22 protein-coding genes are annotated in these 26,935 nt (G+C 71.5%); 7 read left to right on the forward strand and 15 right to left on the reverse strand.

All coding sequences use genetic code 11. The annotated features are described in order from the left end of the window. Nucleotides 1-207 precede the first annotated feature (207 nt). From whiA to uvrA, 6 genes are all read right to left on the reverse strand, one after another. Complete coding sequence (whiA, locus tag OG927_RS07650) at nucleotides 208-1,197, reverse strand: DNA-binding protein WhiA (protein ID WP_024494235.1); 990 nt, start codon at nucleotides 1,195-1,197, stop codon at nucleotides 208-210. Beyond that, a complete protein-coding gene (locus tag OG927_RS07655; protein ID WP_124282672.1) occupies nucleotides 1,188-2,222 on the reverse strand; it encodes a gluconeogenesis factor YvcK family protein in 1,035 nt (344 codons plus the stop codon). Before OG927_RS07655 ends, whiA begins: the two co-directional genes overlap by 10 nt. Continuing rightward, nucleotides 2,219-3,178 (reverse strand): RNase adapter RapZ, encoded by a 960-nt coding sequence (gene rapZ, locus OG927_RS07660; protein WP_056783667.1) that lies wholly within the window; start codon nucleotides 3,176-3,178, stop codon nucleotides 2,219-2,221. The genes OG927_RS07655 and rapZ overlap by 4 nt, the downstream gene beginning before the upstream one ends. Then, nucleotides 3,175-5,385 carry an excinuclease ABC subunit UvrC gene (gene uvrC / locus OG927_RS07665; protein WP_330319880.1) on the reverse strand — a complete coding sequence of 737 codons (2,211 nt, stop codon included), beginning with the start codon at nucleotides 5,383-5,385 and terminating at the stop codon, nucleotides 3,175-3,177. Before uvrC ends, rapZ begins: the two co-directional genes overlap by 4 nt. 183 nt (nucleotides 5,386-5,568) lie before the next feature. Then, entirely contained in the window at nucleotides 5,569-5,997 is a 429-nt protein-coding gene (locus OG927_RS07670; RefSeq protein ID WP_209470731.1) for a Rieske (2Fe-2S) protein, read from the reverse strand. Nucleotides 5,998-6,210: 213 nt separating this feature from the next. Next, a complete protein-coding gene (uvrA, locus tag OG927_RS07675) occupies nucleotides 6,211-9,234 on the reverse strand; it encodes an excinuclease ABC subunit UvrA (protein ID WP_056783678.1) in 3,024 nt (1,007 codons plus the stop codon). Between the two features lie 175 nt (nucleotides 9,235-9,409). Here uvrA and OG927_RS07680 point away from each other — a divergent pair, with 175 nt between their 5' ends. Both OG927_RS07680 and OG927_RS07685 read left to right on the forward strand, forming a co-directional pair. Next, nucleotides 9,410-10,099 carry a maleylpyruvate isomerase family mycothiol-dependent enzyme gene (locus tag OG927_RS07680; RefSeq protein WP_124282670.1) on the forward strand — a complete coding sequence of 230 codons (690 nt, stop codon included), beginning with the start codon at nucleotides 9,410-9,412 and terminating at the stop codon, nucleotides 10,097-10,099. Nucleotides 10,100-10,109: 10 nt separating this feature from the next. Continuing rightward, nucleotides 10,110-10,763, forward strand: a complete 654-nt coding sequence (locus OG927_RS07685) for an MBL fold metallo-hydrolase (protein WP_056783687.1) — start codon at nucleotides 10,110-10,112, stop codon at nucleotides 10,761-10,763. A gap of 229 nt (nucleotides 10,764-10,992) precedes the next feature. Here the strand turns inward: OG927_RS07685 and OG927_RS07690 are convergent, their stop codons facing one another. The 5 genes from OG927_RS07690 to OG927_RS07710 form a co-directional block, all read right to left on the reverse strand. Beyond that, on the reverse strand, nucleotides 10,993-12,003 hold the full coding sequence (locus OG927_RS07690) for a TerC family protein (RefSeq protein WP_056783693.1): 1,011 nt from the start codon (nucleotides 12,001-12,003) through the stop codon (nucleotides 10,993-10,995). Nucleotides 12,004-12,252: 249 nt separating this feature from the next. After that, nucleotides 12,253-14,223: a TerD family protein gene (locus tag OG927_RS07695; RefSeq protein WP_330319881.1), complete on the reverse strand. Its 1,971-nt coding sequence runs from the start codon at nucleotides 14,221-14,223 to the stop codon at nucleotides 12,253-12,255. Nucleotides 14,224-14,407: 184 nt separating this feature from the next. Beyond that, nucleotides 14,408-14,986 (reverse strand): TerD family protein, encoded by a 579-nt coding sequence (locus OG927_RS07700; protein WP_056783702.1) that lies wholly within the window; start codon nucleotides 14,984-14,986, stop codon nucleotides 14,408-14,410. Nucleotides 14,987-15,122: 136 nt separating this feature from the next. Next, nucleotides 15,123-17,243 (reverse strand): excinuclease ABC subunit UvrB, encoded by a 2,121-nt coding sequence (gene uvrB, locus OG927_RS07705; RefSeq protein ID WP_056783706.1) that lies wholly within the window; start codon nucleotides 17,241-17,243, stop codon nucleotides 15,123-15,125. A gap of 39 nt (nucleotides 17,244-17,282) precedes the next feature. Continuing rightward, complete coding sequence (locus OG927_RS07710) at nucleotides 17,283-18,152, reverse strand: MHYT domain-containing protein (RefSeq protein ID WP_056783710.1); 870 nt, start codon at nucleotides 18,150-18,152, stop codon at nucleotides 17,283-17,285. A 214-nt stretch (nucleotides 18,153-18,366) separates the two neighbouring features. Here OG927_RS07710 and OG927_RS07715 point away from each other — a divergent pair, with 214 nt between their 5' ends. From OG927_RS07715 to OG927_RS07735, 5 genes are all read left to right on the forward strand, one after another. Next, nucleotides 18,367-19,239, forward strand: coding sequence for a glycerophosphodiester phosphodiesterase (locus tag OG927_RS07715; RefSeq protein ID WP_330319882.1), 873 nt, complete (start codon nucleotides 18,367-18,369; stop codon nucleotides 19,237-19,239). Between the two features lie 37 nt (nucleotides 19,240-19,276). Beyond that, complete coding sequence (locus tag OG927_RS07720) at nucleotides 19,277-19,822, forward strand: methylated-DNA--[protein]-cysteine S-methyltransferase (protein ID WP_330319883.1); 546 nt, start codon at nucleotides 19,277-19,279, stop codon at nucleotides 19,820-19,822. 81 nt (nucleotides 19,823-19,903) lie between these two features. Next, nucleotides 19,904-21,220 carry an MFS transporter gene (locus OG927_RS07725; protein ID WP_330319884.1) on the forward strand — a complete coding sequence of 439 codons (1,317 nt, stop codon included), beginning with the start codon at nucleotides 19,904-19,906 and terminating at the stop codon, nucleotides 21,218-21,220. Nucleotides 21,221-21,278: 58 nt separating this feature from the next. Continuing rightward, complete coding sequence (locus OG927_RS07730; protein ID WP_330319885.1) at nucleotides 21,279-22,229, forward strand: pseudouridine-5'-phosphate glycosidase; 951 nt, start codon at nucleotides 21,279-21,281, stop codon at nucleotides 22,227-22,229. Further along, nucleotides 22,226-23,131 carry a carbohydrate kinase family protein gene (locus OG927_RS07735; protein WP_330319886.1) on the forward strand — a complete coding sequence of 302 codons (906 nt, stop codon included), beginning with the start codon at nucleotides 22,226-22,228 and terminating at the stop codon, nucleotides 23,129-23,131. The genes OG927_RS07730 and OG927_RS07735 overlap by 4 nt, the downstream gene beginning before the upstream one ends. A gap of 67 nt (nucleotides 23,132-23,198) precedes the next feature. Here OG927_RS07735 and OG927_RS07740 read toward each other — a convergent pair whose 3' ends face one another. From OG927_RS07740 to ureG, 4 genes are read right to left on the reverse strand one after another with little or no spacing between them, the layout of a single operon-like run. Continuing rightward, entirely contained in the window at nucleotides 23,199-23,840 is a 642-nt protein-coding gene (locus OG927_RS07740) for a nucleoside/nucleotide kinase family protein (RefSeq protein ID WP_056783736.1), read from the reverse strand. A 55-nt stretch (nucleotides 23,841-23,895) separates the two neighbouring features. Further along, nucleotides 23,896-25,260, reverse strand: a complete 1,365-nt coding sequence (locus tag OG927_RS07745) for an ammonium transporter (protein WP_056783739.1) — start codon at nucleotides 25,258-25,260, stop codon at nucleotides 23,896-23,898. A 56-nt stretch (nucleotides 25,261-25,316) separates the two neighbouring features. Then, a complete protein-coding gene (locus OG927_RS07750) occupies nucleotides 25,317-26,282 on the reverse strand; it encodes an urease accessory protein UreD (protein ID WP_056783744.1) in 966 nt (321 codons plus the stop codon). A 1-nt stretch (nucleotide 26,283) separates the two neighbouring features. Next, nucleotides 26,284-26,904 carry an urease accessory protein UreG gene (gene ureG / locus OG927_RS07755; RefSeq protein ID WP_056783747.1) on the reverse strand — a complete coding sequence of 207 codons (621 nt, stop codon included), beginning with the start codon at nucleotides 26,902-26,904 and terminating at the stop codon, nucleotides 26,284-26,286. Nucleotides 26,905-26,935 lie beyond the last annotated feature (31 nt).

Raw genomic sequence — 26,935 nt, forward strand, 5'->3', positions numbered from 1 at the left:
CAGTTGTCTGCCACTTCCGTCCGCCGGACCGACGGACAGAGGACAGGGTCGTGATGGTCCATGCCCATGTCAATAGGCCCGTGGGGCGGAACGGAGACCGTGCACCGGGCACGGAGACGGGCCGCCGCAGGCCGGGGGGAGATGCCGGGGAAATGCCGCCGCCGGCGCCCTCGCGAGGTACGCCGGCGGCACGAGGTGTGGGGACGCTCAGCCGACGAGGCCGTCGGCCAGCTCCTCGCTGAGGGTGGATTCGGTGCTGGGGATACCGAGGTCTTGGGCACGCTTGTCGGCCATGGCCAGCAGACGCCGGATGCGGCCCGCGACCGCGTCCTTGGTCAGCGGCGGGTCGGCGAGGGCTCCCAGCTCCTCCAGGGATGCCTGCTTGTGCTCCATGCGCAGCCGCCCGGCCGCCGCGAGGTGCTCCGGGACCTCCTCGCCCAGGATCTCCAGCGCGCGCCCCACACGGGCGCCCGCGGCCACCGCGGCGCGTGCCGAGCGGCGCAGGTTGGCGTCGTCGAAGTTGGCGAGCCGGTTCGCGGTGGCGCGGACCTCGCGCCGCATCCGGCGCTCCTCCCAGGCCAGCACCGATTCGTGGGCGCCGAGACGGGTCAGCAGCGCGCCGATCGCGTCGCCGTCGCGGACGACGACACGGTCCACCCCGCGCACCTCGCGGGCCTTGGCGGCGATGGAGAGCCTGCGGGCGGCGCCGACCAGGGCGAGGGCGGCCTCCGGGCCGGGGCAGGTCACCTCGAGGGAGGAGGAGCGGCCCGGCTCGGTGAGTGAACCGTGGGCCAGGAAGGCGCCGCGCCAGGCGGCCTCGGCATCGCAGGTGGCCCCCGAGACCACCTGCGGGGGCAGTCCGCGGATCGGCCGGCCCCGGCCGTCCACCAGACCGGTCTGGCGCGCCAGCTGATCGCCGCCCGCCACCACCCGTACGACGTAGCGGGAGCCGCGCCGCAGGCCTCCGGGAGCCATCACGATCAGCTCCGAGCTGTGCCCGAAGATCTCCAGGATGTCCCGCTTGAGCCGGCGCGCCGCCATCGCCGTGTCCAGCTCAGCCTCGATCACAATCCGGCCGCTCACCAGGTGCAGCCCGCCCGCGAACCGAAGAATCGCCGAGACCTCTGCTTTCCTGCAGCAGGTCCGGGTCACGGGAAGCCGAGAGATTTCGTCCTTCACCGCTGGCGTCATCGCCATGGGCCGATCCTTCCATGCATCCGAAAAATACGGTCGTACGCGGCGGCCAACAGCTCCGGATCATGAATCGGAACACCGTCGGGCGAGGCCACCGGGGCCAGCTCGACCGCGGCTCCGAGCCGCTTGGCGGCATCGGCGAGGGACTCACGGTCGGGCACCGCAGCCTCGTCGGCCAGCACCACGTCCAAGGCGAGTTTAGGGGCGTGTCGTCCCAAAACCTCCAAATGACGCTGCGGTGAGAAGCCTTCTGTTTCACCGGGTTGCGGCGCGAGGTTCAGCGAGAGGACCTTCCGGGCCTTCGTGAGGACCAGTGCGTCGAGCAGTTCGGGCACCAGTAGATGCGGAATCACGGAGGAGAACCAGGACCCCGGGCCCAACACCACCCAATCGGCGTCGAGGACGGCCGCGACCGCTTCCGGGACGGCGGGCGGGTCCGCCGGCACCACGTGGACGGACTGCACCTCGCCGGGGGTCAGCGCCACGGTGGCCTGCCCCCGCACGGTCGCTATGTCCTCGGGGCGCTCCGGGTCGTGCCCCCGCACCAGCGCCTGGAGCTCCAGGGGCACGGCGGACATGGGCAGCACCCTGCCGTGCGCGCCGAGCAGCTTGCCGACCAGGTCGAGCGCCTGGACGTGGTCTCCCAGCTGCTCCCAGAGGGAGACGATCAGCAGGTTGCCCACGGCGTGGCCGTGCAGATCGCCCTTGGACTCGAAGCGGTGCTGGATGACCTGCGCCCAGGTCTGGCCCCAGTCGTCGTCCCCGCAGAGCGCGGCCAGCGCCTTGCGCAGGTCGCCCGGCGGAAGGACGCCCAGCTCCTCCCGCAGCCGGCCGCTGGAGCCCCCGTCGTCGGCGACGGTGACGACGGCCGTGAGGTCGCCGGTGATGCGGCGCAGTGCCGTGAGCGACGCCGAGAGGCCCATGCCGCCACCGAGGGCGACCACCTTGGGCTGTGCGCCCCGCTTGCGGCCGGAGAGCGCCGAGGTGGCTCTGCTCAGCCTGCGCAGGCGCAGATTGCGACTGGTCACTCGCGCCCCATGTCCCGGTGCACCAGCACCGTCTCGATCCCTTCCGTGGCCAGCCGGGCGGCCAGCTTCTCCGACATGGCGACGGAGCGGTGCTTGCCGCCCGTGCATCCGACCGCGATGGTCACGTAGCGCTTGCCCTCACGGCGGTAGCCCGTGGCGATCAGCTGGAGCAGCTCCGTGTACTGGTTGAGGAACTCCTTGGCACCGGGCTGGTCGAAGACGTAGCCGGACACCTCCTCGTTGAGCCCGGTGAAGGGGCGGAGCTCCGGTACCCAGTGCGGGTTGGGCAGGAAGCGGCAGTCCACGACCAGGTCGGCGTCGACCGGCAGGCCGTACTTGTAGCCGAACGACATCACCGTGGCCCGCAGCTCCGGCTCCTCGTCACCGGCGAACTGGGCGTCCATCTTGGCCCGCAGCTCGTGCACGTTGAGGCTGGAGGTGTCGATCACCAGGTCGGCGTCGCCGCGCAGCTCGCGCAGCAGATCGCGCTCCGCCTCGATGCCGTCGACGATCCGGCCGTCGCCCTGGAGCGGGTGCGGGCGCCGAACCGATTCGAATCGGCGTACGAGTGCGTCGTCGGAGGACTCCAGGAAGACGATCCGCCGGGTGACGTGCTTGGACGCCAGGTCCGCGAGGGAGTCCCGGAGGTTGTCGAAGAAGCGGCGGCCCCGTACGTCGACGACGACGGCGATCCGGGCCACGTTGCCCTGGGACCGGGCGCCGAGCTCCACCATCGTGGGGATCAGCGCGGGCGGCAGGTTGTCGACCACGAACCAGCCGAGGTCCTCCAGACACTTGGCGGCGGTGCTGCGCCCCGCGCCCGACATACCCGAGATGATCACCAGCTCGGGGATGGCCGGCACGGCGGCCTCGGCCTTCTCCTTGGTGCTTCCCGTACTCACGTCTGCTGCTCCGTCTGCTCGGTCGTCCTGGCGTTCGTGCGCGTGCTCGGTCATGGCGTGCTGCCCCCGTCGTCCTCTTCGATGATCTCTCCTGTGGCCGTGTTCACGGCCGGTGCGGCCGGGGCGGCCGCGGCGAGGGCGACGGCCACCGATTCCGCTGTCCTGCGGCCTATCCCCGGAACTTCGCAGATCTCGTCGATTGTCGCCTGCCGCAGGTTCTTCACGGAGCCGAAATGCTTGATCAGCGCCTGCTTGCGGGTCCCACCGAGGCCGGCGACGTCGTCCAGGGGGCTGCTGCGGATGCGCTTGGCCCGTTTGGCGCGCTGGTAGGTGATGGCGAAGCGGTGGGCCTCGTCGCGGATGCGCTGGAGGAGATAGAGGCCCTCGCTGGAGCGGGGCAGGACCACCGGGTCGTCGTCGTCGGGCAGCCAGACCTCTTCCAGGCGCTTGGCGAGCCCGCAGACGGCGACGTCGTCGATGCCCAGCTCGTCCAGGGCCCGCTTGGCCGCGGCGACCTGGGGCTGCCCGCCGTCGACCACGACGAGCTGCGGAGGGTAGGCGAAACGCTTGGGCCGCCCGTCGTCCTCACGGGCGTCCTCACGGGTGTCCTCACGGGCGTCACCGGGCGGAGCCGCCTCCGTGGGCGCGGGGGCTCCGGGCTCGGTGCCCGTGGAGGGGGGAGCGTGCGTGGCCACCGTCGCGGCCGGGGACACTCCCGGCGCGGGCACGGGCGCGGGGCCGGGGGCGGCCGCGGACGGCGTCGCTGCGATCGACGGGGCCGCGGACGGGGCCGGTGCGGTCGCTCCCGGCGCGGGCACGGGGCCCGTCCCGGCCGGGGTCTCCTCCCACTCCCCCGTCCGCTCCTTGTCCTGGAGATAGCGCTTGAAGCGGCGGCCGATGACCTCGTGCATCGACCGCACGTCGTCCTGGCCCTCGAAGCCCTTGATCTGGAAGCGGCGGTATTCGCTCTTGCGTGCGAGCCCGTCCTCGAAGACCACCATGGACGCGACCACGTCATCGCCCTGCAGGTGCGAGATGTCGAAGCACTCGACGCGCAGCGGGGCGGTGTCCAGGCCGAGCGCCTCGGCGATCTCCTCCAGGGCACGGGAGCGGGTCGTGAGGTCGGAGGCACGCCTGGTCTTGTGCAGCCCCAGCGCCTGCTGGGCGTTGCGCTGGACGGTGCCCATCAGGTCCTTCTTGTCCCCCCGCTGCGGGATGCGGAGGCTGACCTGGGAGCCCCGGCGTCCCGCGAGCCACTGGGAGACGGCTTCGGGGTCCTCGGGAAGCGCCGGGACGAGCACCTCCTTGGGGACGGAGTCGCCCGACTCCTCCCCGTAGAGCTGCTGGAGCGCGTGCTCGACGAGACCCGCCGTGTCGACGGCCTCGACCTTGTCGGTGACCCAGCCGCGCTGGCCGCGCACCCGGCCGCCGCGGACGTGGAAGATCTGGACGGCGGCCTCGAGCTCGTCCTCGGCGACGGCGATGAGGTCCGCGTCGGTGGCGTCGGCGAGGACGACGGCGCTCTTCTCCATGGCACGCCTGAGCGCCTCGGCGTCGTCGCGCAGCCGGGCCGCCCGCTCGTACTCCATCTCCTCGGCCGCCTGCGTCATGTCCTTCTCGAGGCGGCGGATGTACGTACCCGTCCGGCCCGCCATGAAGTCGCAGAAGTCCTCCGCCAGGTCCCTGTGTTCGTCGGGGGTCACCCGGCCCACGCAGGGCGCGGAGCACTTGCCGATGTAGCCGAGGAGGCAGGGGCGCCCGGTCCGCTCCGCGTTCTTGAAGACACCGGCGGAGCACGTGCGCACGGGGAAGACCCGGAGCATCAGGTCGACGGTCTCGCGGATCGCCCAGGCGTGCCCGTACGGACCGAAGTAGCGCACGCCCTTCTTCTTGGCGCCGCGCATGACCTGGACGCGGGGGAACTCCTCGTTGAGCGTGACCGCGAGGTAGGGATAGCTCTTGTCGTCGCGGTACTTGACGTTGAACCGGGGGTCGTACTCCTTGATCCAGGTGTACTCCAGCTGGAGCGCCTCGACCTCGGTGGAGACCACCGTCCATTCGACGGAGGCGGCCGTGGTGACCATCGTGCGGGTGCGCGGGTGGAGGCCCGCCAGGTCCTGGAAGTAGTTGGCCAGGCGCTGGCGCAGGTTCTTGGCCTTGCCGACGTAGATCACCCGGCGGTGCTCGTCGCGGAACTTGTAGACCCCCGGGGAGTCGGGGATCTGTCCCGGCTTGGGGCGGTAGCTGGAGGGGTCTGCCATGTCTTACACCCTACTTGCGGGCTGTGACAGACCGGCATTCCCCGAGGCCACCGCCCCGGGCCGGCACGGTGGTCCCGAGCGGGCACGGACGGGCACGGCCGACGGGCGTGGGCCCGGTCCGCCCGGACCGTCCGCGGGGCCGGCCGAGGCCCGCCCGCCGGGGACCGCGGGGGGTCCGCCCGGTCAGGCCCCGGGGCCTGCGACGAGCTTGCCGCCCTCCACCGTGACCGGGACGGCGGGAAGCGGCACGGTGGCCGGCCCCTGCAGTGCCTTGCCGGTCGTCATGTCGAAGCGGCTGCCGTGGCACGGGCAGTTGCCCTCGTTGCCCTCGACCTTGTCCAGGAGACAGCCGGCGTGGGTGCACTGCGCGCTGAACGCCTTGTACTGGCCCGCGGCCGGGCAGCTCACGACGACCCGCTGCTCACGGTAGAGCTTCGCCCCGCCGACCGGGACCTCGTCAGCGGCACCGAGCTCGACGGGCGCGGTGGGTGTCGGCGTCTGCGCGTGGCCCAGCTTCGAATCGGTCGAGCAGGCGGCCGCTCCCAGCCCGGCGGCACCGGCGAGAGCGGCGCCCTTCAGTACGGTACGGCGGGCGGCGGGCAGGCCGGACATGCGGTCTCCACTGGTCGGGGGGACAGAGAGCCGCCGTTCCCGCCCGGGCGCCGGGCGCCCGTGGACATCGGGCACAGGCCGCACCCGGAGGCATCGGCGACAGACCCGACGATACCGACGGAGAACGCCGCACCTTCGACCGGCCCCGCCCCCGGGGGCCGGACAACACGGAGGCGGCCCCCGGGTCACCGGGGGCCGCCTCGTAGGGACCTGTCAGGCCTTCCGCGTGCGGGTGGCCTTCTTCGCGACGGCCTTCTCGGCCGCCGCCTTCTTCGTGGTCCTGGCCGTGGCCGAGGCGCGCGCCGGGGCGGTCTTCGCGGCGACCGCCTTCTTCGCGGGCGCCCTGCGGGCCGGCTTGCGGGTCGCGGGGATCCCCGCGGCCTCACTGATCCGGTCCGCCCCCAGCACCGTCTGGAGGAACTTCCCGGTGTGGCTGGCCGGCTCCGAGGCGACCTGCTCCGGGGAGCCCTCGGCGATGACCAGGCCGCCGCCCTTGCCCCCTTCGGGGCCCATGTCGATGACCCAGTCGGCGGTCTTGACGACATCGAGGTTGTGCTCGATGACGATCACCGTGTTGCCCTTGTCGACCAGCCCCGAGAGCACGCTGATGAGCTTGCTGATGTCCTCGAAGTGCAGACCGGTGGTCGGCTCGTCCAGCACGTAGACCGTGCGCCCGGTGGAGCGCTTCTGCAGCTCGCTCGCCAGCTTCACGCGCTGTGCCTCACCGCCGGACAGCGTCGGCGCGGACTGACCGAGCCTGACGTATCCGAGGCCCACCTCGTTGAGCGTGCGCAGGTGGCGGGCGATCGTCGGGACGGCCTCGAAGAACTCCAGCCCCTCCTCGATCGGCATGTCCAGGACCTCGGCGATGGACTTGCCCTTGTAGTGGACCTCCAGGGTCTCCCGGTTGTACCGCGCGCCGTGGCAGACCTCGCACGGGACGTACACGTCCGGCAGGAAGTTCATCTCGATCTTGATCGTGCCGTCGCCGGAGCAGTTCTCGCAGCGTCCGCCCTTGACGTTGAAGGAGAAGCGGCCCGGCAGGTAGCCGCGCACCTTCGCCTCCATGGTCTCGGCGAACAGCCTGCGGACGTGGTCGAAGACTCCGGTGTACGTGGCCGGGTTGGACCGGGGTGTGCGTCCGATCGGCGACTGGTCGACGTGAACGACCTTGTCGACCAGATCGTCCCCGTCGACCCGGGTGTGGCGCCCGGGCACGGACTTGGCGCCGTTGAGCTCGCGCGCGAGGTGGGTGTAGAGGATGTCGTTGACCAGGGTCGACTTCCCCGAACCGGAGACACCGGTGACCGCCGTGAGCACGCCCAGCGGGAAGGAGACGTCGATGTCCTGGAGGTTGTTCTCGCGGGCACCGTGCACCGTGAGCAGGCGCTTCGGGTCCACGGGGCGCCGGATGTCGGGCATCGCGATCGCCCGCTTGCCGGAGAGGTACTGACCGGTGATCGACTCCTTGTTGGCCAGGAGCTCGTCGAGGGAGCCGGAGTGGACGACCTTGCCGCCGTGCTCACCGGCGCCCGGGCCGATGTCGACGACCCAGTCGGCGACCTTGATGGTGTCCTCGTCGTGCTCGACGACGATCAGCGTGTTGCCCATGTCCCGGAGCCGGACCAGGGTCTCGATCAGCCGGTGGTTGTCGCGCTGGTGCAGGCCGATGGACGGCTCGTCCAGCACGTACAGCACGCCGACGAGGCCGGAGCCGATCTGGGTGGCGAGCCTGATGCGCTGGGCCTCGCCGCCGGACAGGGTGCCCGCGGCGCGGTTCAGCGAGAGGTAGTCGAGGCCCACGTCGACGAGGAACTTCAGCCGCTCGTTGACCTCCTTGAGCACCCGCTCCGCGATCTTCTTGTCCCGGGCGTTCAGCTTGAGACGGCCGAGGAATTCGGCGCACTCGCTGATCGACATCGCGGCGACCTCGGCGATGGACTTCTCCATCACCGTCACCGCGAGGACGATCGGCTTGAGCCGGGTGCCCTCACAGGTCGGGCACGGCACCTCGCGCATGTAGCCCTCGAAGCGCTCCCTGCTGGAGTCGCTCTCGGCCTCGGAGTGGCGCCTCTTGACGAACTGCACCGCGCCCTCGAAGGAGGGGGTGGTGTAGGCGCGCTCGCGCCCGTACCTGTTGCGGTAGCGCACCTCGGTCTGGATCTTGTGGCCGTGGAGCAGCGCCTTCTTGGCGCGCTGCGGCAGTCCGGCCCAGGGGATGTCCGTACGGAATCCGAGGGCGTCGGCGAGCGCGCCGATCTGGCGTCCGAAGTACTCCTTGGTGTGGCCGTGCGACCAGGGGTGGATCGCGCCCTCGTCGAGGGACTTGTCCTCGTCCGGGACGATCAGCTCCGGGTCGACCTCCATCCGCGTACCGATGCCCGTGCAGTCGGGGCAGGCGCCGAAGGGGGAGTTGAAGGAGAAGGAGCGGGGCTCCATCTCCTCGAAGGAGAGGTCGTCGTACGCACAGTAGAGGTGCTCGGAGTACATCCGCTCACGCTCGGGGTCGTCCTCGTCCAGGTCGACGAAGTCGAGCACGACCATGCCGCCGGAGAGGCCCAGCGCGGTCTCGACCGAGTCGGTGAGCCGGCGCTTGGCACTGTCCTTCACCGTGAGGCGGTCGATGACCACCTCGATGGTGTGCTTCTCCTGCTTCTTCAGCTTGGGCGGCTCGGACAGCTGGATCGTCTCGCCGTCGACCCGGGCCCTGCTGTAGCCCTTGGTCTGGAGATCGGCGAAGAGGTCGACGAACTCGCCCTTGCGCTCGCGCACGAGCGGGGAGAGCACCTGGAAGCGGCTGCCCTCGGGCAGGCCGAGCACCTTGTCGACGATGGCCTGCGGGGACTGGCGGGAGATGGGCCTGCCGCACTCGGGGCAGTGCGGCTTGCCGATCCTGGCGAAGAGCAGCCGGAGGTAGTCGTAGACCTCGGTGATGGTGCCGACCGTCGAGCGCGGGTTGCGCGAGGTCGATTTCTGGTCGATGGAGACAGCGGGCGACAGGCCTTCGATGAAGTCGACGTCCGGCTTGTCCATCTGGCCGAGGAACTGCCGGGCGTACGAGGAGAGCGACTCCACGTAGCGCCGCTGGCCCTCGGCGAAGATCGTGTCGAACGCGAGGGAGGACTTGCCCGACCCCGAGAGCCCGGTGAAGACGATGAGCGAGTCACGGGGGAGGTCGAGCGAGACGTTCTTCAGGTTGTGCTCGCGCGCGCCACGGACGATGAGACGGTCGGCCACGCCGGTCCGCACCTTTCTGGAGAGAAGTGGGGGAACTGAGCCCCTGACCCAGGGTATGGGCGGTGCCACAGCGATGTACGAAGCTTTCAACTCCGAGCGTATAGCACGCGCATTCGATTTATGGTCGGCTGCCAAGGGCTTCACCCGATCGAGTGGACAGGGCTACGCTCGGCTCATGATTGATCATGCGCACGACCTGGAAGCCGTACGTGAAGCGACCGGTCGACTGCTCCGAGCGACGGGCGAACTGGACGACGCCTCGCTCGCCGAGCCGTCGCGTCTGCCGGGCTGGAGCCGCGGCCATGTTCTCGCCCACCTGTCACGTAACGCCGACGCCCTCGAAAATGTTCTCCGAGGACGCCCGATGTACGCGAGCAGCGAAACCCGGGACGCCGACATAGCGCGCGACGCCCCCCGGCCGCTCGCCGAGCAGCTCGCCGACCTGCGCAGCAGCGCGGCAGCCTTCCTGGCGGCGGCCACCGTGCCCGCCGACTGGTCCCGCACCGTCACGCTGCGCAACGGCGTCACGGACTCGGCCTCCCAGCTCCCGTTCCGCCGCTGGGCCGAGGTCGAGCTGCACCACGTCGATCTGGGGGTGGGCTACGAGCTGGAGGACCTCCCCGAGGAGTTCGTGATCCGGGAGAACGACTTCCTGGCCGAGCGGTTCGCCGGGCACCCCGGCGTGGTGCCCACGACGGCGGTGACCGGGGACGGCCGGCTCTGGACCACGGGCGGCGGCGCCGATGGCGGATCGGTCGTCGTCCGGGGCACGGCGCGGGACATCCTCGGCTGGCTCTGCGGACGCCGTGACGGCTCCGGACTGACGGCGGAAGGCGGCCCCCTGCCCGAACTGCCCCCGCTATAGGCTGAGGCGCATGACGTACAGCGGAACGGTGAAGGTCGGCGGACCCGCGGATGTGCACGAGCTGACGGACCTGATGATCTCCAAGGTCGCTGTCGGCCCGATGAGCAACAACGCCTATCTGCTGCGGTGCCGGGCCACCGGTGAGCAGCTCCTGATCGACGCGGCCGACGAGGCCGGGATCCTGCTGCGGCTGATCGGGGCGGACGGCATCGTGTCCGTCGTCACCACGCACCGGCACGGCGACCACTGGCAGGCGCTCGGCGAGGTGGTGGCCGCGACCGGCGCGCGCACCTACGCCGGGGCGTACGACGCGGAGGGCATCCCGGTCCCGACGGACGTACGCGTCGAGGACGGCGACACGGTCCGGGTGGGCCGGGTCCGCCTGACCGCCCGCCATCTGACCGGGCACACCCCGGGGTCCATCGCGCTGGTCTACGACGACCCGCACGGGGCACCGCACCTGTTCACCGGGGACTGCCTCTTCCCCGGAGGCCCCGGGCGGACCCTGGGTCCCACGGATTTCACGTCGCTGATGGACGGCCTCGAGGAGAAGATCTTCGGGACGCTCCCGGACGAGACATGGGTCTACCCGGGCCACGGGAACGACACCACCCTCGGTGACGAGCGCCCGCACCTCGCGGAGTGGCGGGCGAGGGGCTGGTAGACGCCGGAGCCCGGTCGCGTCGGGCGGAGGCACCGGCCGGGCACCGGGTGCGGAGCCGCGCTCCGGGTCTCCCGTCACCGGCGGCGAGACCCTCACCCGGATACCTCCGGGAGCAGGACCGGATACCTTCCGGCAGCACGAAGGACGGCGGCGGCCGGGACCCTCCAGGTCCCGGCCGCCGCCGTCCGTGCGCTCTACCTCCGGGCTGTCGCCCTCGGGCCACTGCCGGCTACTTCTCCGCGCCGACGTTCTCGTTGTCGTCGTCGGCCGCCTTCGCCGGCTCGGCGGCCGCGGCCGCCTCCTGCTTCTTGTTGGCGATCAGGCTGGTGATCGTGGTGATCACCAGGACGCCGCAGATGACGGAGAGCGAGAACGGGATGGAGATCTCGGGCACGTGCACGCCGGACTCGTGCAGTGCGTGGAGCACCAGCTTCACACCGATGAATCCGAGGATCACCGAGAGGCCGTAGCTGAGGTGGACCAGCTTCTTCAGCAGACCGCCGATGAGGAAGTACAGCTGCCGCAGGCCCATCAGGGCGAACGCGTTGGCGGTGAAGACGATGTACGGGTCCTGGGTCAGGCCGAAGATCGCGGGGATGGAGTCCAGCGCGAACAGCACATCGGTGGTGCCGATGGCGAGCATGACCACCATGAGCGGGGTCAGGACGCGCTTGCCGTTGTTCCGGATGAAGAGCTTCGTCCCGTGGTACCTGTCGGCGACACCGAAGCGGTGCTCGATCGACTTCAGGAGACGGTTCTCCTCGAACTCGTCCTCCTCCTCGCCTGCCCGCGCCTCCTGGATGAGCTTCCAGGCGGTGTAGATCAGGAACGCGCCGAAGATGTAGAAGACCCACGAGAAGTTGGCGATGACCGCGGCACCCGCGGCGATGAAGATCGCTCGCAGCACCAGGGCGATCAGTACACCGATCAGCAGCACCCGCTGCTGGAGGTGGGAGGGCACCGAGAACTTCGCCATGATCAGGACGAAGACAAAAAGGTTGTCCACGCTGAGTGACTTCTCGGTGATGAAGCCGGCGAAGAATTCGCCCGAGGCCTGGCTCTCGCCGAAGACCAGCAGTCCGAGCCCGAAGAGCACGGCCAGCGTGATCCAGACGATGGTCCAGATCCCGGCTTCCTTGGTCGACACGTCATGGGGCTTGCGCCCGATGAAGAAGTCGACGGAGATGAGGGCGACGAGACCAAAGATGGTCAGCGTCCAAAGAGTCCATGAAACGTCCACTGCGCCTCCGGCAGTTCGCTACGGCTATAGATCAGCGTCGTCGCTGCCGGAGGTCTCTTCCACCCAGAGCGCGCGGGATGCGCGCCGGGCCGGCGCCCCGGGACCGGTCACAGTCCGTACTGACGGGAACGCCGCGATCGGGAGTACTCCCCTCCGCACAAAGAACAGTACAGGAAACACCAAGAGTAGGTAAAGTCGCAGGCAAAGGAAGGCCAAAACCCCAGGTCACAGCCTCATCGGAGGCTTTTCTCAGCGGTAGCCCGCGCGGCGCGCCGCGGCGACCAGGGCGAGGACCTGCTGCAGGACGCGGCTCCCCTGCGGCGCCCTCAGCGGCTCGTACGTCCAGGCGTGGCCCACCCACGGGTCCGCGAGGTGGTCGTCGGCCACGGGGGTGATCCGCAGCAGGGACCGCCACAGCGGGTCGAGCACCGGGCCATAGGCACGGGCGTCCTCACGGTCGGCGATCATCAGCAGGTGGACACCCACGGCGGGGCCCTCGTCGGCGAGGTAGCGCAACTGGGTGACGGCCCGGTCGTCGAAGCCGTGCGGGAAGTCGTTGACGATCAGCAGCTGCTCCCCGGTGTCCAGGTCCGGGGGGAGCGAGTCGGCCGCACCGGCCCTGACCGCCATCTGCACGAGGTCGACGCGCCGGGTGAGGTGGGCGAGGACCGAGGCCACTCCCCCGGCTCCGGCGGCGGGCGGCCCGGCGAGCACCCCGGAACCGACCAGCGGGGCGAGCCCGCCGGCGGCGGAGCCGGCGGGATCGATGACGTGGACCGAGAACTCGTCCGCCGGGTAGACGGCGAGCAGCCGGGCGGCCATGGCCACCGCGGTCTCCACGGCCGCCGCGCGCAACTGGTCGCCGTCCGTCGAGGCGGCGGCGTCGGAGGCCGTACGGCCGCTGTCGATCCAGATCCCGCGCTCCAGGGGAAGCCGCACCAGCAGCGGGATGCGCAGGTCGGCACGCTCAGGAAGATGGAGGTCGCCGATGCGCAGCGCCATGGGAATCTCCATCGGCACGCGGTAGCCGTGCCAGACGGGGTTGTCCCAGCCCGCGTACGCGGCGGGGAGGGCGGGCTCCACCACGGCGGACTCGGCGGCGAGCTGTGCCAGGTCGCGGTCGAGGGCCTCCCGGGCCCGGGTGGTGAGTTCGTCCCGCCTGGCCCTGGCTTCCTCCCGGGCCCGGTCGCCCGTGCCGCCTATCCGGCTGCGCGGGTCGGAGAGGGTCCGCTCGAGCTCCTGGTCCATCCGGGACTCGGCGAAGTCGACGGCGCTGCGGTAGGCGGCGACGGCACGGGCGAGGTCCTCGAACATGCCCCAGATCTGGTTGTAGAGGCGCTCGTCCATGGACCAGCCGGTCGCGTCACCAGCGACGGGCTGCGCGGGCTGTCCCGGAGCGGTGGGCGGCGCAGCCGGAGGGGGCGGGGGCGGGGCGGACGTCTGGCGGCGCGGGTGCGCGTAGTTGATGGGGCCGCCCTCCGTGGTGTCCGCGGCCGGTGCCGGGGACGGCTCTGCGAGCGGCTCGGAGCCCGGGGCGGGGGCGGGGTGCCGGTCGCCGGTCACGGGGCCTGCGTCCGGCGTCCCGCTGCCCGCCGACGGCGCGGGCCGGGCGGGGTGGCGAACGCGTTCGCCGTCCGGCGTGCGGGGCGGGGGTGCCACGGAACGGGCGAGCCCGGAGGCCACGGCCCCCTGTATCGACGCGGCCAGCTCGGCGGCGGCTGTCACACCCTGGTCCGCGAGCATCTCGGCGAGTCCGGCGGCGTACCCCTGGCCGACCGCGCGCACCTTCCAGACGCCCTGGCGGCGGTAGAGCTCCAGGGCCGTGACGGCTGACTCGGCGTCCAGGCCGGTGAGGGTGAAGGTCGCGATCTCGGTGCCGTCGAGCCCGGTGACGGCGACGAACGGCGCCGCGACCGCGCCGAAGCTGACGGGCCGGCCGCTCCCCGGCGGGAGGGCCAGGAACACGGTGACGCGGTGCACCGCGTCGGACAGGGCGTCGAGGTCCACAGCGAGCCTGTGGTCGGCCGCGGCCTGCCGGGAGACCTCCAGCCCGGGAAGCTGAGGTGATCCGGGGTGGGCGACCCATTCCGCGCCGTGGACCGTGCCCCGCTCGTCCCCGAGGGTGGCCCCGGCCACGACGGGGGATGCCGCCGAGACCCTGATCTCCAGACGGGTCTGGGGCAAGGTGTGGTTCTGCCCCCGGACCAGCTCGGCCGTCATTGCCCTGTCCCCTCGACGTTCGGTGTGGTGCCCTGCCATGGGCGCAGCTCCCGGCGGCGGGTGCCTCCGGGAGCTGCTCGTGCGGATGTGAACCAGGGTCCGGCCGTGCCCCGGCCTGCCCCGGAGTCCTCGTCCGGGTCACGCCGGAACCGCGTGCCGGGCACGCGGGGCCGGCCTGAGGGCCCTAGAGGTGCGGCAGGATCGACGGCATCAGGTCCTGGAAGGTCCGGCCGTTGGCCGGGTTGCCGAGGGCGGTCATCTGCCAGCCACTGCCCGCGCGGTGCACCTTCGCCATGATCTGCGCCGTGTACTGTCCGCCGCCGTCGAGCGTGTAGCGGGCGAGCTCCTGGCCGTTGGTCTCGTCGACGATGCGGCAGAAGGCGTTCTGGACCTCCTGGAACGTCTGCCCGGTGAAGGAGTTCACCGTGAAGACGATCTGGTCGATGTGGACCGGGACGCGCTGCAGGTCGACCAGGATCGCCTCGTCGTCGCCGCCCGAGCCGGCGCCGCCGACCAGGTTGTCACCGGTGTGCTTGACCGAGCCGTCGTCGCTGACGAGGTGGCGGAAGAACACGACGTCCACGGGCTGCTTGTCGGCGAAGAGCACCGCCGAGGCGTCCAGGTCGATCTCCCGCGTGCGCGAGCCGAACAGTCCGCGCCGCGGAGCCGCCTGCCAGCCGAGCCCCATCCGTACCGAGGTCAGGGTCCCCCCGTCGCTCTTCTGCAGGCTGATGGCCTGACCCTTGGTCATATTGACCGTCACGCGCTGTCCCCTCTCCGCATTTTTGCCCCGCAACCGTCCGTGTGCGGTTTCCCCGAACCCTACGCAGTCCCGTGAGGGCGGATGGAGGGCCGGGTCGTTTTTGTGTCGTTCTTGCAACACACCCGGTGCGCGGGGGTCAGGCCAGGCCCGCCTCCCTCATCTGTCGCAGTTCCTTCTTCAGCTCCCCCACCTCGTCGCGCAGCCGGGCGGCCACCTCGAACTGCAGATCGGCGGCGGCGGCCCGCATGCGGTCCGTCATCTCCTCGATGATCCCGGCGAGCTCCGTGGCGGGCCGGTCGGTGACGGCCTCGCTGTCCTTCTTGGTCCTGCCACCGGGTGCGGTCTTCCCGCCGAGCGCGGGGACCGGGGCCTTGGCACCCTTGCCCTGGCGGTAGCCGGAGCCGAGGAGCTGCTCGGTGTCGACCTCCTCGCGGGCGATGGTCGCGACGATGTCGTTGATCTTCTTGCGGAGCGGCTGCGGGTCGATCCCGCGTTCGGTGTTGTAGGCGATCTGCTTCTCCCGACGGCGATTGGTCTCGTCGATCGCCTGCGCCATCGCCGGCGTGATCTTGTCCGCGTACATGTGGACCTGCCCCGAGACGTTCCGGGCGGCGCGTCCGATGGTCTGGATCAGTGAGGTGCCCGACCGCAGGAAGCCCTGCTTGTCGGCGTCGAGGATGGCCACGAGCGACACCTCGGGCAGGTCGAGGCCCTCACGCAGCAGGTTGATGCCGACCAGGACGTCGTACTCGCCGGAGCGCAGCTCGCGCAGCAGCTCGATGCGGCGCAGGGTGTCGACGTCGCTGTGCAGGTAGCGGACCTGGATGCCGAGCTCCAGGAAGTAGTCGGTGAGGTCCTCGGACATCTTCTTGGTGAGGGTGGTGACCAGGACCCGCTCGTCCCTCTCGGTCCGCTTGCGGATCTCGTGCACCAGGTCGTCGATCTGGCCCTCGGTGGGCTTGACGACGACCTCCGGGTCGACGAGCCCGGTGGGGCGGATGATCTGCTCGACGAAGCCGTCGCCCCGGGAGAGCTCGTACTTCCCGGGGGTCGCGGAGAGGTAGACGGTCTGGTCGATCCTTCCCAGGAACTCCTCCCACTTCAGCGGGCGGTTGTCCAGGGCGGACGGCAGCCTGAAGCCGTGGTCGACGAGGGTCCGCTTGCGGGAGGCGTCGCCCTCGTACATCGCGCCGATCTGCGGCACCGTGACGTGCGACTCGTCCAGGACGAGGAGGAAGTCCTCGGGGAAGTAGTCGAGGAGGGTGTGGGGGGCTGTCCCGGGGTCGCGGTCGTCGAAGTGCATCGAGTAGTTCTCGACGCCGGAGCAGGTGCCGATCTGGCGGAGCATCTCGATGTCGTACGTCGTGCGCATGCGCAGCCGCTGGGCCTCCAGCATCTTGCCCTGCTTCTCCAGCTCGGAGAGGCGCTGCTCCAGCTCCCTCTCGATGCGGCCGACCGCCCGCTCCATGCGCTCGGGACCCGCGACGTAGTGGCTGGCGGGGAAGACGTGGAGCGACCTGTCCTCGCTGATGATCTCGCCGGTCAGCGGGTGGAGCGTGGAGAGGGCCTCGATCTCGTCACCGAACATCTCGATGCGGACGGCGAGCTCCTCGTAGACCGGGAAGATCTCGATGGTGTCGCCGCGCACCCGGAAGGTGCCGCGGGTGAACGCCAGGTCGTTGCGGGTGTACTGCATCTCGACGAAGCGGCGCAGCAGCTGGTCGCGGTCGATCTCGTCGCCGATTTTGAGCTGGACCATCCGGTCCACGTACTCCTGCGGGGTGCCCAGGCCGTAGATGCAGGAGACGGAGGCGACCACGACGACGTCGCGCCGGGTGAGCAGCGAATTCGTGGCGGAGTGCCTCAGCCGTTCCACCTCCTCGTTGATCGAGGAGTCCTTCTCGATGTAGGTGTCCGACTGCGGGACGTACGCCTCGGGCTGGTAGTAGTCGTAGTACGAGACGAAGTACTCGACGGCGTTGTTCGGGAGGAGCTCGCGGAACTCGTTGGCCAGCTGGGCGGCCAGCGTCTTGTTCGGCGCCATCACCAGGGTGGGGCGCTGCAGCTTCTCGATCATCCAGGCCGTGGTCGCCGACTTCCCGGTGCCGGTCGCGCCGAGCAGCACGATGTCCTTCTCCCCGCCGCGGACTCGCCGCTCCAGCTCGGCGATGGCCGCGGGCTGGTCACCGCTGGGCTGGTAGGGACTGATGACCTCGAAAGGCGCCATCGAACGTTCGATCTTCGAAACGGGCCGCATGCAACCACCGTACGGCGCGCCACTGACAACAGCGCCGTGTCAGCGGTTCCGGGGCTGCCGGTACTCCCCGCCGGCGGAGGTCCGGGAGGCCGTGCGGCGGCGCTGGACGGGGATGGGCGCGGTCTGGGCGCGGGGGCCGTGTCCGGGGCCGTGTCCGGGGCGGTGGCCGGGGCCGTCGTCCGTGACCGCCAGGGGGTCGAACAGCACGATCACCCCGGCGAGGAGCAGGAAGCAGCCCGGGCCGATCATCATCGGGAGGAGCAGCGAGGTGGGTGCGTCACCCACCGCTCCGGGCGCGGCGGCGGGGTGCAGGTGCACCCGGAGCGCGGCCATGCCGGTGTAGTGCATGCCGCTCACCGCGACGCCCATGACCACGCTCGCGCCGAGGCTGGGCAGGAAGCCGTGGACGGAGACGGCCGCCCACAGTGCCACGGTCGCGGCCACCACGGCGATGACGACGGAGAGCGAGACCGTGATCGTGTCGTACTCGAACTCCCCCTCGAAACGCATTCCGGCCATGCCCAGGTAGTGCATGGAGGCGACGCCGAGACCGGTGATCGTCCCGCCGGTGACCAGCGCCATACGGGTCGCGCCCCGGTAGCCGACGAGGAAGATTCCGATCCCGACCATGAGGACGGCCACGGCGAGGCTGGCGAAGGTGAGCGGCCTGTCGTAGCTCACCGTCGTCTGCTCGACGCTGAAGCCCACCATCGCGATGAAGTGCATCGTCCAGATGCCCGACCCTATGGAGGTCGCCCCGAGGGCGAGCCAGCCCGCCCTGGCGGTACGCCGCGTACGCAGGGACCGCGTGGTGCAGCGCAGGCCGAGTGCCGCGCCGAGGCACGCCATGAGGAATGCCGCGACCGGGGTCACGAGGCCGTAACTGAATCCGTCAACTGTGCCCTGCATGCTGGTACGCCCTTCGCGGAGGCCCGGGTTCGGGGGTGACCCTATGGGGCAAGGCCCGGCAAGCAAACATAAGAACGGCATTTTATCCGCCCGCGTGGCGGCCGGTGCTCCGGTACCGAACAATGCGTTCACATCATGGTCATCACCGGCCCGCCGCCCGTTGGGCATCGGCTGGGAGCCTCTTCCTGTCCCCACCCCGACGCGAGGAGTACACGTGTCCGCACGCACAGCAACCACCTCCACCGCGGTCGCCGCCCTGCTGGCCGGCTGCGTCCTGCTGCCCGCCACGCGGGCGCAGGCGGAGGGCCACGAGCCCGGCCCGGTCGTCCTCGCCCATCGGGGGGCCTCCGCCTACGCCCCGGAGAACACGCTGGCCGCCGTGGACGCGGCGGCCCGCCTGGGCATCGCCTGGGTGGAGAACGACGTGCAGCTCACCAGGGACGGTGTGCCGGTCGTGGTGCACGACACCAGCCTGAGGCGGACCACCGACGCGGAGGAGGTCTACCCCGGCCGCGCGCCCTGGGCGGTCAAGGACTTCACCGCGGCGGAGATCGCGGAGCTGGACGCGGGCAGCTGGTTCGGGGAGCGGTTCACGGGAGCCGGGGTGCCGACGCTCACGCAGTATCTGCGCCGCGTCGAGCGCAACCGCCAGAATCTGCTCCTGGAGATCAAGAGCCCGGAGACGTACCCGGGGATCGAGCGGGAGACCCTGCGCGTACTGCGTGCGGAGGGCTGGCTCGACCGCGCCCACGTCACGCACCGGCTGGTCGTCCAGAGCTTCGGTGCAGAGAGTGTGAAGACTGTCCACGCGCGGCGTCCCGACGTGGTGACGGGCTTCCTGGGCACCCCCTCACCCGCCGACCTGCCGTCGTACGCGGCGTTCACCGACCAGATCAATCCGTCGTACACGACGATCGACGCCGGCTACGTCGCCGCGGTGCAGAAGCTGAAGGGCGCCCACGGCAGACCGCTCCGGGTGAACACCTGGACGGTCAACGACGCGGCGAAGGCCGCCGAGGTGGCGGGCTTCGGTGTCGACGGCGTCATCACGGACACCCCCGACGTCGTCCGGGACGCCACCCGCTGAGAGCCGGGCTGTCGGTGGCCGCCCGTACGGTGGTCGCATGGACAGTGACGAGCGGGACGTGCAGTGGTCCGTCGTGCCCAGCGACATCGGGCCACTGCTGCTCGCGGCGACGGGCACGGGGCTGGTGAACATCGCCTTCCACGCGCGCCCCGCGGTCCGGGAGACGGTGCTCGGGCGACTGCGGACACGACTGGGCGCGGACCCCGTGGAGGCACCCGGCTCCGCCCGTCTCGCCGAAGCCGAGCGCCAGCTCGCCGCGTACTTCGCGGGCGGGCTGCGGACGTTCTCGCTGGACCTGGACTGGTCGCTGGCCTCCGGGTTCAACCGCGAGGTGCTCCGGGAGCTCGCGTCCGGGGTGCCGTACGGCACGGTCGTCGGATACGGCGACCTCGCGGGCCGGGTCGGGCAGCCCGGGGCCGCACAGGCCGTGGGGGCCGCCATGGGTTCCAACCCGCTGCCGGTGGTGGTGCCGTGCCACCGGGTGGTGGAGAGCGGCGGAGGGCTCGGCGGTTTCGGCGGCGGGCTGGAGACGAAGCGGCGGCTGCTCGCCCTCGAGGGGATACTCCCGCAGCCACTCTTCTAGAGGCGTGCGCGCCGGTCCGGGAGCCGCTCCGCCCACCGCGCCCCGTCCCGGCAGGTCCGCTGCGCAAGGGCCTGATACCCGATGTCGCATCCGGTTGCGAGCTGGCACACTGCGGCGGTGACGACCGCCCTTCCCCCCTCCAGGATCACAGCCGCCGACCTTCCGGCCCTGCGACGCCGGACATCCGCCGTCCTCATCGGCAGCCAGATACTCGGCGGCCTCGGCGTGGCCATCGGGATCGCCCTCGCCCCCGTCCTGGCGGCGGAGGTGAGCGGCTCGGAGGCGCTGTCCGGGCTCGCCCCGACCGCCTCCGTGACGGGTACGGCTCTGCTGTCACTGCCGCTGGCCGCCCTGATGACCTCGCGGGGCCGGCGACCCGGGCTCGTCCTCGCCTATCTGATCGGTTCGGTGGGCGCGGCGCTGGTGGTGACCGCCGCGGTGGTGGGCAGCTTCCCGCTGCTGCTCCTCGGCATGGCCGGGTTCGGCGCCGGCTCGTCGGCCAATCTCCAGGCCAGGTTCGCCGCAGCCGACCTGGCCGAGCCGGACCGGCGCGGCCGGGCGATCTCCACCGTCATCTGGGCGACCACGATCGGTTCGGTGCTCGGCCCGAACATCGCCGCTCCCGCCGGCCGGGTCTTCCGGGGCACGTCCGTACCCGAGACCGCCGGGCCGTTCGCCTGGGCCGCCGTCATCTTCCTGCTCACCGGTCTCGTGGTCGCCGTGCTGCTGCGCCCCGATCCGCTGCTCACCGCGCGGGCGCTCGCTCCGCAGGACACCGGCACCGCCACGAAGCGCTCCCTGCGCGCGGGCGTCGCGGCGGTGCGTGCCACCCCGATGGCGCGGCTGGCGCTGGTGACCGTCGCCGTGTCCCACACCGCCATGGTCTCGGTCATGGTGATGACCCCGGTCCACCTCGGACACCACGGCGCGGACATCCAGCTGATCGGGCTGGTCATCAGCGGTCACATCGCGGGCATGTACGCGTTCTCCCCCGTCATGGGCTGGCTCTCCGACCGGGTGGGGCGGCTGTCCGTCATCGGGCTGGCCGCCGGGCTGCTGTGCTGCGCCACGGTGCTGGCCGGCACCTCGGGCGCGGGCCACGGCAGGACCGCGGCGGGCCTGTTCGTCCTGGGACTCGGCTGGTCGGCTGGGCTGGTCGCCGGTTCGGCGCTCCTCACCGACTCCGTGCCGCAGGCCGCCCGCGCCGCGGTGCAGGGCCTCTCGGACCTCACGATGAACACGGCGGCGGGCATCGGCGGCGCGGTCGCCGGACTGATCGTCTCCCGGCTGGGTTACGGCTGGCTGAACACGGCCGCCGCCTGCCTGTTGCTGCCGATGGCCGCGCTCGCCCTGCGGCGGGCCCTCGGCCCGCCTCCGCAGCCGGCCGGGAAGACCTGAGGGGCCGACGGGGACCCGTGCGGGTTTGCGGGCGCCGCGCCTGCGACAGGGATGGGGCATGCATCGGAACCCATCGGCATCCACGTCGCAGGAACCCGGCCGCCACACCCCCGTCCTCTCCGCCGAGGTGCGGGAGGCCCTCGCCGCAGGGCGCCCCGTCGTCGCCCTGGAGTCGACGATCATCGCGCACGGTCTGCCCCGTCCACGCAACCACCAGGTCGCCCAGGAGCTGGAGGAGCTCGTGCGCGAGGCCGGTGCCGTGCCGGCCACCGTCGCCCTTCTGGACGGCCGGGCCCATGTGGGCCTGCTGCCCGACCAGTTGGTGCGGGTGGCGGAGGATCCGGCGATGCGGAAGCTGGGCCATCGCGACCTGGCGCCCGCCCTGGCCACGGGCGCGAGCGGGGCGACGACCGTCTCCGCGACCGCGTTCCTGGCGGCACTGGCCGGGCTGCGCGTGTTCGCGACCGGAGGGCTCGGCGGCGTACACCGGGAGTGGACCGAGACCCAGGACGAGTCCGCGGATCTCCGGCTGCTCGCCCGGACCGGCATCACGGTGGTCTGCGCGGGCGTGAAGTCGATCCTGGACGTGCCGGCCACCCTCCAGCGCCTCGAGACGCTCGGCGTCGGCGTCCTCGGCTACGGCACCGGGCACTTCCCCGGCTTCTATCTGAGCAGCTCGGGCGAGCCGGTCGACTGGACGGTCCGTACGCCGCAGGAGGTGGCGGACGTGATGCGGGCCCGGGAGGAGCTCGGCGGCCCCGCCGCGGCGCTGATCGTCGCCAACCCCGTGCCCGAGAAGGAGCAGTTGGACCCCGCGGTGCACGACCGGGTGCTCGCCCGGGCCCTGGACGCCTGCCGGGAGCGCGGGATCGTGGGACAGGCCGTCACACCGTTCCTGCTGGAGTTCCTGATGCGGGAGACCGACGGCGCGTCCCTGGAGGCCAACCTGGCCGCCGTACGGGGAAACGTGCGGCTCGCCGCGCTGATCGCGGCGGCGGCGGCACGGTGACCGGGGGCGCGTTGCTCATCGTCGGCGACGTGGTGACCGACGTGGTCGTACGGCACGGCTCGGCCCTGGTCCACGGCACGGACACGGCCGCGCGGATCAGTACGCTGCCGGGCGGGGCCGGGGCCAACGTGGCCTGCTGGGCGGTGCGTTCGGGGGTGCGGGACGTGCGGCTGCTGGCCCGGGCCGGGGCCGACTCCGCAGCCTGGCACCGGGGTGCGCTGGAACGGGCGGGGGTACGCCCGCTGCTGGCCGTGGACGAGCGGACGCCCACCGGCACCGTGGTCGCCCTGGTCGACTCCTCGGCCGAGCGCACCTTCCTCACCGACAGCGGTGCGGTCCTGCGCCTCTCCCCCGGCGACTGGTCGCCGGCGCTGCTCGACGGCGTCGCCCGGCTGCATCTCTCCGGCTACCTCCTCTTCGCGGCGACGAGCCGGGCGACGGCGCTCCTCGCACTGCGGGAGGCCGGGCGCCGGGGCGTCCCGGTGAGCGTCGACCCGGCGTCGGCGGGATTCCTCGCCGTGCTGGGCGCCGGGGCCTTCCTGGACCTGGTCCAGGGCGTGGACCTGCTGCTGCCGAACGCGGACGAGGCCCGCGAGCTGACCGGTCTGCCGGACACCGCCGACGCGGCGGCGAAGCTGAGCCACCACGCCGGCCGGGTCGTGGTCACCCTCGGGGACAGGGGAGCCCTGCTGGCGGCGGGAGGCGCGGTGACCGCGCGCGTGCCCGCCCCTGCCGTCCGGGACCCCGTCGACTCGACGGGCGCGGGGGACGCCTTCACGGGTGCGTTCCTCGCGGCGCTCCTGGCGGGGGCGGACGACGCCGCGGCTGCCGTGGCCGGCTGCCGGGCCGGGGCCGAGGCGGTCGCGACCGTCGGCGGCCGCCCCGGACCGTGCCCCTCGTAGCGGCGGGTGCCGGGTCCGGGCGGGGGCCGCGACACGCTCCCGTCCGGGCGGGACGGCGGGCCCGCGGCTACGCCCCGATGCCCGTCCAGGCGGGCCGGTGGGGGTCGTCGGTCCGGACGACCACGTCCGCGCTCTCCGCGGGCGCCACCTCGTCCTCGTACCGTGCGAAGGCGGGCAGCGTCCACTGTTCGGCCTCCTCCGTGCGCCGTCGCAGCGCACCCGCCGACAGGCTCAGATGGACGCGGAGGTCGAACGGGAACCAGTGCCCGAGGAGCAGCGGGCCGTGCAGGATCAGCACCCCGCCCTCGGGCAGCACCCGGTACGGGCTGCGGGTCGCCCGGTCCGTCACCGGGTCCCAGAGGTCGGGCAGCACCCGGCCGCTGCCGCCGGGCTCGAGCGGCCGGAACACCTCGCGCCACAGCGCACCGGTGTCGAACCAGCCTTCTGCGTACGCGTCCGGGTCCTGCTTGCCGTACTCGTAGCGCAGACTCGCCGGGCGCAGGAATCCGCCGGTGGACACGGTCAGGACCGTGCGTCCGCGGGCCCGCAGCGCTCCGGCGACGTGTTCGGCCCGATCGCCGGGGAGGGCGGCCGGGGCTCCGTCGACACCGATCCTGAGCCAGGGCCCGCCGTCTGCCGGATGCAGCCCGTCGGCGTGCTCGGCGAGGGTTTCGGACAGGCGTTCCCAGGTGATCGGTTCGAATCGCACGCGTCCATCATCGCCCGCCACCGGCCGGAGCCGCGCGCTCCGGGTCTGCGGGCGGTCAGAGCCGCGAACCTCTGTCACGCAGCAGCTCGGTGATCTCCCGGACTAGCTCGGCGTCGTTCTTCCTGGCCGTGCCGGGTGCGGTGGTGCCGGACACGAGTGCGTCGAGCTGCTCGGCGGTGCGGAAGTCGTAGGCCCGCTCCTCCTCCTCGCCGGGGACGTTGTCGTACGCGTCCTCGGCACGGAATCCGACGGTCAGGTCGACGGCCTTCGCGATGAGCCAGGTCAGGATGAAGGAGAACGCGATGACGGACACGATCGCGACGAGCTGCTTGCCGAGCAGGGCCCAGCCGCCGCCCTCGAAGAGGCCCTTCTGGCCGCTGATCCGCGCGGTGGCGAACAGGCCGACCATGATCAGTCCGACGAACCCGCCGACTCCGTGCACACCGACGACGTCGAGGGTGTCGTCCACGTTGAAGCGGTACTTGAGCGTGATCGCGAAGGCGCAGACCGCGCCGACGACGAGCCCGGTGATGACGGCACCCAGGGTGTCGATCTCACCGCAGGCGGGGGTGATGGCGACCATGCCCGCGACGGCGGACGAGACGACGCCCATGGTCGTCACCTTGCCGGTGCGCCATTTCTCGACCAGCGGCCAGGTGACCATGGCGCCCGCGGCGCCCAGTTGCGTGTTGATGAACGCGGCGGCTGCGGTGCCCTGGTCGCTCAGTGCGGAACCGGAGTTGAAGCCGAACCAGCCGAACCAGAGGAGTCCGACGCCGATCACGACGAGCGGGATGTTGTTGGGCCGTTCCTCCCGGCGGGCGAAGTCCCGCGGTGCCCGCAGGACGAGTGCCACGGCCAGGCCGGCGACTCCGGAGTTGAGCTCCACGGGCAGACCGCCGGCGAAGTCGAGCGCGCCGAGGTGCTTGACGATCCAGCCGTCCTGGTCGAACACCCAGTGCGCGAGCGGGACGTAGACGATCAGCAGCCACAGGACGACGAAGACGAGCCAGCCCTTCATCGTGGCGCGGTCGGCGATCGATCCGCTGATCAGCGCGACGGTGATGATCGCGAAGCCCATCTGGAACGTGCTGTAGACGTAGGTCGGGATGTGGCCGGTCAGCGTGGTCAGCCCGATGTCGTTCATGAACACGTGGTCGAGGTCGCCGATGAGTCCCGCGCCTCCGACATCGGGGCCGAACGCCAGCGTGTAGCCGATCACCCACCAGACGAGCGTGCCGAAGGCGAGCGCGGCGAAGCTCATCTTGATCATCACCAGGACGTGCCGGGTGCGCACCATGCCGCCGTAGAAGAACGCCAGTCCCGGCGTCATCAGCAGCACCATGGCGGTGGAGGCGAGCAGCCAGGCGGTGTCTCCGGAGTCGTACGCGGGTGGCATCGGCGCGGGTGCGGTGTTCATCGGCGGTACCTCGCGGGTGTCGTCGGGACGTCGTCCCGGTAGGTCGGGGAGAGGCGCTACGGCTTACGGGTGGCGGGCGCCGGCCGGCCGGTGAGGAGCCGGTGCGCGGCGTGCCAGGCGGCGGTGTGCGCGGCGGCGACCCGGACGGGGCTGTCGTCCAGGAGCCGCAGCCAGGCGCCGCAGTCGTGCGGCAGCACGCTCACCCCGTACAGGACTCCGTACCCGGCCAGTGCCGTGTGCAGGGTGTCGGCGATCTCGGCGGCCGGGGCCCGGTCGCTGACGACGAAGAGCGAGGAGACGTGGTCGTGGCCGGCGAACACCCCGGGCCCCGTGACCCGGCTGCCCGGCGTCGCCGCGCCTGTCTCCAGTCGCAGGGTGTCGAGGGCGAGGAGGGCACCGTCGGGCCGGGCGATGCGCAGATCCGCCGCGACGACCCGGTAGTCGTGGCGTTCCCCACGGGCGAGCCGCCCGGCCGTGACGGTGTCCCCGAGGAGGACGGTGGCGCCGGGCGCGACCGTGACCTCGGTGCGCTGGTAGAACCGCGCGTCCTTGAAAGGGATGACGGGGTCCGGCAGGTACTCGACGTAGGAGCCCTCGTCCGCCGTGATGTGGACGCGCTGGCTCGCGTAGTCGTGCTCCATCCGGAAGACCTTGGTGGCGGCCTGGGTGGTGAGGTGGACCTCGCTGCCGGGGCCGCAGCGGAAGTCCATCCGGTACCGGTCCGCCTGGGCGACGCCGCCGCCGGTCGCCATCAGGCAGACGTAAGCCATGTCCGGCATGGCGGGGTCGGTCCACAGCGGCCGCATGATCTGCAGGGGGGCCTTCTGGTAGCGCTCCACGAGTTCGGTGCGCCCACCCCGTACGGCGAAGGCCAGGTCGAGGATGCCCACCTTGGCCGGGGAGCCGGGGGCGAGCGTGTCCGGTTCGGATGCCAGGGCCGCCACCTCGGGAGGGAGGCGGACGGCGTTGTAGTACCCGGGGTCGAGACGGTCGGACCTGGTCCGGAGCGGGGTGGGCGGCACGTCAGATCAGCACCTTGCGGCGCGACTCGATGAAGCCGAGGACGTCGTCGACGCCAACTCCGGTCAGGCAGTCCGTCAGCACGACCGGGCGGTTCTCGCGGACCCGGTGGGCGTCGGACTCCATGATGCCGATGTCGGTGCGCACGTACTTGGCGATATCGATCTTGTTGATGACGAGCAGGTCCGAGTCGGTGATGCCCGGCCCTCGTTTGCGGGGCATCTTCTCGCCCTCGGCGGTGTCCAGGACGAAGAGGAAGATGTCGACGAGGGCGGGGCTGAAGGTGAGCGTGAGGTTGTCGCCGCCGGACTCGTAGAAGAGCGTGTCCGTGTCGGGGAAGCGCTCCAGCATCTCGGCGCCGGCCGCGAGGTTCATCGTGGGGTCGTCGCGCACGGCGGTGTGCGGGCAGGCTCCGGTCTCGACGCCGACGACGCGTTCCGGTTCGAGGATTCCCTCCAGGGTGCGCCGGATGTGCTGGGCGTCCTCCTGCGTGTAGATGTCGTTGGTGATGACCGAGGGGCGGTGGCCGCTCCTGATCAGCAGCGGCACCAGCGCCTCGATGAGCGCGGTCTTGCCGGATCCGACCGGTCCGCCGATGCCGACCCGCAGTACGTTGTCGTCCATGGTGATCCCTTGCTGGAGTGTGTGGGGGGAT

This window comes from Streptomyces clavifer (assembly GCF_036345975.1).
Taxonomy (GTDB): domain Bacteria; phylum Actinomycetota; class Actinomycetes; order Streptomycetales; family Streptomycetaceae; genus Streptomyces; species Streptomyces clavifer.